General features: G+C 65.8%; 7 protein-coding genes. 2 read left to right on the forward strand and 5 right to left on the reverse strand.

Annotated elements, in window-relative coordinates; genetic code table 11:
• Positions 1-86: 86 nt before the first annotated feature.
• The 5 genes from MK313_RS00850 to MK313_RS00870 all read right to left on the reverse strand — a co-directional run bounded on the left by MK313_RS00850 (position 87) and on the right by MK313_RS00870 (position 4,251).
• The gene (locus MK313_RS00850) at positions 87-530 is read right to left on the reverse strand and encodes an acyl-CoA thioesterase (protein WP_287779570.1); all 444 of its coding nucleotides are present in this window, start codon (positions 528-530) and stop codon (positions 87-89) included.
• On the reverse strand, positions 527-1,333 hold the full coding sequence (locus MK313_RS00855; protein WP_287779573.1) for an alpha/beta fold hydrolase: 807 nt from the start codon (positions 1,331-1,333) through the stop codon (positions 527-529). The genes MK313_RS00850 and MK313_RS00855 overlap by 4 nt, the downstream gene beginning before the upstream one ends.
• A 3-nt stretch (positions 1,334-1,336) precedes the next feature.
• Positions 1,337-2,632, reverse strand: coding sequence for an O-acetylhomoserine aminocarboxypropyltransferase (locus MK313_RS00860; protein WP_287779576.1), 1,296 nt, complete (start codon positions 2,630-2,632; stop codon positions 1,337-1,339).
• Between the two features lie 602 nt (positions 2,633-3,234).
• Positions 3,235-4,026, reverse strand: coding sequence for a 3-hydroxybutyrate dehydrogenase (locus tag MK313_RS00865; protein WP_008945110.1), 792 nt, complete (start codon positions 4,024-4,026; stop codon positions 3,235-3,237).
• A gap of 42 nt (positions 4,027-4,068) precedes the next feature.
• Positions 4,069-4,251, reverse strand: a complete 183-nt coding sequence (locus MK313_RS00870; protein WP_008945109.1) for a DUF1192 domain-containing protein — start codon at positions 4,249-4,251, stop codon at positions 4,069-4,071.
• Positions 4,252-4,383: 132 nt separating this feature from the next.
• Between MK313_RS00870 and MK313_RS00875 the strand changes: the two genes are divergently transcribed.
• A complete protein-coding gene (locus MK313_RS00875; protein ID WP_287779579.1) occupies positions 4,384-5,409 on the forward strand; it encodes an NAD(P)H-quinone oxidoreductase in 1,026 nt (341 codons plus the stop codon).
• 149 nt (positions 5,410-5,558) lie between these two features.
• Positions 5,559-6,257, forward strand: a complete 699-nt coding sequence (locus MK313_RS00880) for a DUF1013 domain-containing protein (protein WP_287779582.1) — start codon at positions 5,559-5,561, stop codon at positions 6,255-6,257.
• The last annotated feature ends 234 nt before the right edge of the window (positions 6,258-6,491 follow it).

Consider the following 6,491-nt stretch of genomic DNA (forward strand, 5'->3'; position numbering starts at 1 on the left):
GCGGTGCCCTGCCTGAAACGTCTCAGACCGTGGCCCCTGGATTGCCGGGTCAAGCCCGGCAATGACAATTGTGGGGAATCGCCCCCTCACCCCACGGTGATGCGTTGCAGCGCGGCGCGGATCGGGTCGGGAATCGGCACCGGCTTCTGCGTGTCGCGGGTGACGAACACATGCACGAAATAGCCGTGCGCGGCGATCTCCGCCTCGCCTTCGCGGAACAGGCCGATCTCATAGCGCGCGGAGGAATTGCCGAGCCGGCCGATGCGCAGGCCGGCCTCCACCACATCGGGGAAGGCGATGGAGCGGCGGAAGGTGCATTTGCTTTCCACCGCCACGCCGATGACCGGGGCGCGGTGGATGTCCAGCCCGCCCGCGCGGATCAGGTAGGTACAGATCACCGTGTCGAAGAAGGAGTAATATTCGACATTGTTCACATGCCCGTAGATATCGTTGTCCTTCCAGCGCGTCGGGATGGACAGGAAATGCGGGTAGCGGTCACGGGTTTCGGCGATCTCGGTCTGCTCGCTCATACGGGCTTCACCCCGGCGAGGAAGTCCTTCAGCACATCCAGCGTGCGGTCCGGCTTCTCGATCATCATCATGTGGCCGGCGCCCGGCATCTCCACCGGGCGCGGGTCGGGCAGCGCCTCGGCCAGCGCGCGCCCGGCCTTGGGCGGGGTCATGCGGTCGGCGGCGCCGATCAGTACCAGCGCCGGCACCAGCACTTTCGCCGCGTCGTCCCGACCTTCCGCATAGTCGTTACAGGCGGCAAGGTCGCTGGCCAGCACGGCGGAGTCGCCGCGCTCCAGCAGCCGCAGGCTGGCGCCCGCGACCCACAGGCCCGGCGCGATATGCCCGCCAATATGGGCCGGCCGGCCGACGCCCCAGTTCACCATGCTGTCGATGGCGGCATGGTTGCCGGTGCGCGCGGCCTCCAGCAGGTCGGGATGCACCGGCATGTGCAGCGCCGCCCCCAGCAGCGCCAGCGCACTCACCCGCTCCTGATGGCGGGCAGCTGTCGCCAGTGCCACCAGCGCGCCCATCGAATGGCCGGCCAGCGCCGCCTTGGCGATGCCCGCCTTGTCCATGACGGCGGCCACCCAATCCGCCATCGCCGGGATATCCGGCAGCGCCGGACCTTCCGACCGTCCATGGCCCGGCAGGTCGAGCGCCAGCGCCGCCCAGCCATGGCTGGCGAAATAGCGCAGCTGGCCGGACCAGACGCTGCGGTCCATGCCGGCCCCATGCAGGAAGATCACGGCGGGCAGCGCCGGATCGAAATCGCGCCCGCCGGTCGCGGCGAAGACGCGCTTGCCCTCAACTGTCAGTTCCATGCTCTAGCCCTTTTGGGAGGCCTTCAGGCCCTGATCGAGATCGGCCAGCAAATCGGCCTCAGCCTCCAGCCCGACCGACAGGCGGATCAGCTCCTCGCCGATGCCGGCTGCCTTCAGCGACTCCGCATCCATCTGCTGGTGGGTGGTGGAGGCCGGATGAATCACCAGCGACTTGGCATCGCCGACATTGGCGAGGTGGGAGAAGACGGCCAGCCGCTCGATGAAGCGCCTGCCGGCCTCACGCCCGCCTTTCACGCCGAAGGTCACGATGGCCCCGGCGCCTTTCGGCAGCAGCTTCGCCGCCAGTGCCTTGTCGGCGTGGCTGTCGAGTTCGGGGTAATTCACCCAGGCGACCGCCGGATGCGCCGCCAGGAAGTTTGCCACCGCGCGGGCATTGCCGACATGGCGTGCCATGCGCAGCGGCAGCGTCTCCACCCCCTGCAACAGCAGGAAGGCGTTGTGCGGGCTGATGCAGGCGCCGAAGTCGCGCAAGCCCTCGGCGCGGGCGCGCATGATGAAGGCCAGCGGACCGTATTCCTCGGCAAAGTCCAGCCCGTGATAACCGGCATAGGGCTCGGTCAGGGTCGGAAACTTGCCGGATTTTTCCCAGTCGAAGGTGCCGCCATCGACCAGCATGCCGCCGATCGCCACGCCATGCCCGCCCAGCCATTTGGTCGCCGAATGCATGACGATGTCGGCGCCATGATCGAACGGTCGGCACAGATAGGGCGTGGCGAAGGTCGAATCGACCATCAGCGGGATGCCCGCCTCATGCGCGATCTTCGAGAGTTCCGGCAGGTTCGCGACTTCCAGCCCGGGATTGCCGATGGTCTCGCAGAAGACGAGGCGTGTCTCCGGGCGGATCGCCTTGCGGAATCCGTCAAGGTCGCGCGGATCGACGAAGCTGGCGGTGATGCCGAAGCGCGGCAGCGTGTGGGTCAGCAGATTGTGGCTGCCACCATAGAGCCGGTTGGAGGCGACGATATGGCCGCCCGCGCCCATCAGCGTGACGATGGCAAGGTGCAGCGCCGCCTGGCCGCTGGCCGTGGCGATGGCGCCCACGCCGCCTTCCAGCGCCGCCAGCCGTTCTTCCAGCACCGCAACGGTGGGGTTGGAAATGCGAGAATAGATGTGGCCGGAACGTTCCAGGTTGAACAGGGCAGCGGCGTGATCGACGTCTTTGAAGACATAGGATGTGGTCTGATAGACCGGCACGGCGCGCGCGCCGGTGGTCGGGTCCGGCTGCTGCCCGGCATGCAGCGACAGCGTATCGAACCGGAAGGCATTGGCGTCGGTCATGTTCCTGCGGCCCCTCTCCCTCACACTTTGGCGGCACTCTACACGCCACGCCAGCGGGGGCAAAGAGTTGCAGGAAGAAGCCACCAAAGGAAAAGGGCCGCCCCATAAGGACGGCCCCTCATTCCCATGACCGGAGCGGTGTTCCGCCCTCGATTTGTCTGCCCTGTTCAACTTGCCGAGTACAAGCGAGGCAAAGGGTAGTCATGAGCGGCAAGACTCGTCAAGCCGTTCGATTCAATAGTGACGAACGCGAGGAAATCCGCCGTTTTTACATGGATGGGTAGGGAATGATGGCAGCATGGAGGCGATTCGGCCGTGTGCTCGCCGATACGAAAAAAGCGCCGCCCTTGGGGGGCGGCGCTGAAGGAAGGGAGGCTTCACAGTCACCATGCGTCTCGCGTGATCGACCCGATTACGGCAAGAACGCAATAGAAGATTAGTATATTGTGGATATATTAACAAGAGATTACTAAAACACGGTATCTTCATACCAAATCGACTATCGACTCGACTGACTCGCAGTTGCAGCTGGCAGGTCGATTACTTTGCGCGCCCCATTTTAGCCGCAATTGCCGGCGTCTGTACTATCGTATGCGCACCCTCTATTGCGCGGTCCAGCCGCCATCCAGCGAATAGCTGGAGCCGGTCATGGTCGCCGCCGCGTCGGAGCACAGGAAGACCGAGAATTCGCCGATCTGTTCCGGCCGGGTGAATTTGTGCATCGGCTGCTTTTCGCCCAGCAGGTTGCGCTCCGCCTCGGCGACCGGGATGCCGCTGGCCTCGGCGCGGGCGTCGATCTGCTTCTGCACCAGCGGGGTCAGCACCCAGCCGGGGCAGATCGCGTTGCAGGTGATGCCGTCATTGGCGGCTTCCAGCGCCACCACCTTGGTCAGCCCGACCAGCCCGTGCTTGGCCGCGACATAGGCCGCCTTGTTCACCGAGGCGACCAGCCCGTGCGCCGAGGCGATGTTGATGATGCGGCCCCAGCTGCCCTTACGCATCAGCGGCAGGGCGGCGCGGATGGTGTGGAAGCTGGAGGACAGGTTGATGGCGATCACCGAATCCCAGCGTTCGACCGGAAATTCATCGACCGGCGCGGTGTGCTGGATGCCGGCATTGTTCACCAGGATATCGACGCCGCCCAGCAGCCCGGCCGCATCCTCCACCAGCCCGACGATCTCGTCCGGCTTCGCCATGTCGGCGGCGCTGTAGCCCACCGTCACGCCATAGGCCTGCTCCATGCCGCTCTTCAGCTTGTCGATCTCGCCGGCATCGCCGAAGCCGTTCAGCATGATGTCGGCGCCCGACGCGGCCAGCGCGCGGGCGATGCCGAGGCCGATGCCGCTGGTCGAACCGGTAACGATGGCGCGCTTGCCCTTCAGATTTACGCTCACTGTGTCGTTCCTCGCTAAAATGAAATCCGTGCCGATGGGCGTTCAGCGCCGGAACAGCGATTCGGCGCTGCTGCGGTGCTTCGTCTTCTTCTCGATATCCTGCCGGACGCGGGCGATCTCCGCCTCCAGCTCGCCGATATAGGCTTCCAGCTCCTCCACCGACATCGGGGCGAGATTGCGCTGCTGCGGTTTCGCGGCGCGCGGCAGCAAATCCTCCGGTTCCATGGTGCCTCCTCCCAACTGCCGTCCGTGTTGTCCCGTGGCGTCGATGCCCTCGGGGGATGCCTTCGGTACTTGCAAGACGGCAAGGAGCATAATAGAGGACAAGGGAATTCCGAAATGGGGAGGATATGGATTATGGCTCTGCCAGAGATGATGCGCGCCATTGAGATCGCGCAGCCCGGCGGCCCGGAAGTTCTGCGGCCGGCCAAGCGCCCGCTGCCGAAGCCCGGCCCCGGCGAGGTCCTGATCAAGGTCGAGGCCGCCGGCGTAAACCGCCCGGACGTGCAGCAGCGCAGCGGCAACTACAACCCGCCGCCCGGCACCACCGATATTCCGGGGCTGGAAGTGGCCGGCACCATCGTCGAGGTGGGCGAGCATGACCCGGCCGCCGAGCTGGAGGGGCTGTACCCGAACCCGCTGAACTGGAAGACCGGCGACAAGGTGTGCGCGCTGGTGGCCGGCGGCGGCTATGCGGAATATTGCGTGGCCCCGGCCCTGCAGTGCCTGCCGGTGCCCGACGGCTATTCCATGGTCGAGGCGGCGGCCCTGCCGGAGACCTATTTCACGGTCTGGACCAACGTGTTCGACCGTGGCCGGCTGAAGCCGGGCGAGGTGTTCCTGGTGCATGGCGGGTCCAGTGGCATCGGCACCACCGCGATCCAGCTGGCGAAACAGTTCGAGGCGCGGGTGTTCGCCACCGCCGGCAGCGACGAGAAGTGCAGGGTCTGCGAGGAGCTGGGCGCGGAGCGCGGCATCAACTACAAGACCGAGGATTTCGCCAAAATCCTGAAGGATACCTGCGGCGGCGCCGACCTGATCCTCGACATGGTGGGCGCGCCCTACCTTGAGCGGAACCTGGACGCGCTGCGCACCGAAGGCAGGCTGGTCATCATCGCCGTGCTGGGTGGTGCCAAGGCGGAGCTGTTCATCCCGACGCTGATGATGAAGCGGCTGACCGTCACCGCCTCCACCCTGCGTCCGCGCAGCGTGATGCAGAAGGCACTGATCGGCCGCGACCTCTACCGCGAGGTCTGGCCGCTGCTGGCGAAGCGGACGCTGCGTCCGCTGATCCACGAGACGATGAAGCTGGAAGATGCCGCGAAGGCGCACGCCCTCATGGAATCCAGCACCCATATCGGGAAAATCATGCTAGAAATCTGACGATCTGGGTAAACAGGACCATCCGGAGCGGCGGCCGCGAACGTGGCCGCGCGCCCGGAGGCCTTACCCATTCGGTTGAAATAGGGTATTTCCAACCAACCTATATCGCGTCTGGCGGCTGCTGGAATGGCCGCCAATCAGGAGGAATCATGGCCGAATTGTTGATGCCGAAGGCGACCGCCGTCTGGCTGGTCGAGAATACTGCGCTCAGCTTCGAGCAGATCGCTGCCTTCTGCGGGCTGCACCCGCTGGAAGTCCAGGCGATCGCCGATGGCGAGGTCGCGACCGGCATGCAGGGCCTCGACCCCGTCGCCAACGGCCAGCTGAGCTGGGCGGAGATCGAACGCTGCACCAAGGATCCCAAGGCGCGGCTGGAAGCCTCGGTCCGCACCGTCGAGGTGCCCGAGCAGAAGCGCAAGGGGCCGAAATACACCCCGATCTCCAAGCGCCAGGACAAGCCCGACGCCATCGCCTACCTGCTGCGCTATCACCCGGAACTGTCGGACGCTCAGATCGGCAAGCTGCTGGGCACGACCAAGCCGACCATCCAGGCGGTGCGCGACAAGAGCCACTGGAATTCGTCCAGCATCCGCGCGCAGCATCCGGTGCAGCTCGGCCTGTGCACCATGAAGGACATGAACGCCGCGCTGATCAGCGCCCGCGCCAAGCGCCCGGAGCAGGTCATCAAGACCGCCGAGGAGACTGCCGCGGAAAGCGCTGCCGCCAGCGAGAGCGACGTGGCCAGCAACGAGTCGCCGTTCGCCGACACCTCGGTCACCGGCGGGCTGACCTTCGACGAGCGCAGCGACAGCGACGATTACGAGTCCGGCGGACGCTACGACCGCTGAGCGGCCGTCCTCGTGACCATCTGAAGAGGGGCGCCCCACGGCGCCCCTTTTTCATATTTCCCTCTCCCCTTGCGGGAGAGGGTTGCGCAGCCTTATCGAGCCATAAGGCGAGATTAGGCGGAACTGGGTGAGGGGGTATCGCACTGGCCGAGCCGCCGCCGCCCCCCGCGCACGGGGGCGAGCACCCCCCCCCCGCCCGGGGGGGCGGGGGGGTTTGGTGGCTCGTGAGAGTGG

The organism is Oceanibaculum sp. (assembly GCF_022449305.1).
Lineage (GTDB): Bacteria > Pseudomonadota > Alphaproteobacteria > Oceanibaculales > Oceanibaculaceae > Oceanibaculum > Oceanibaculum indicum.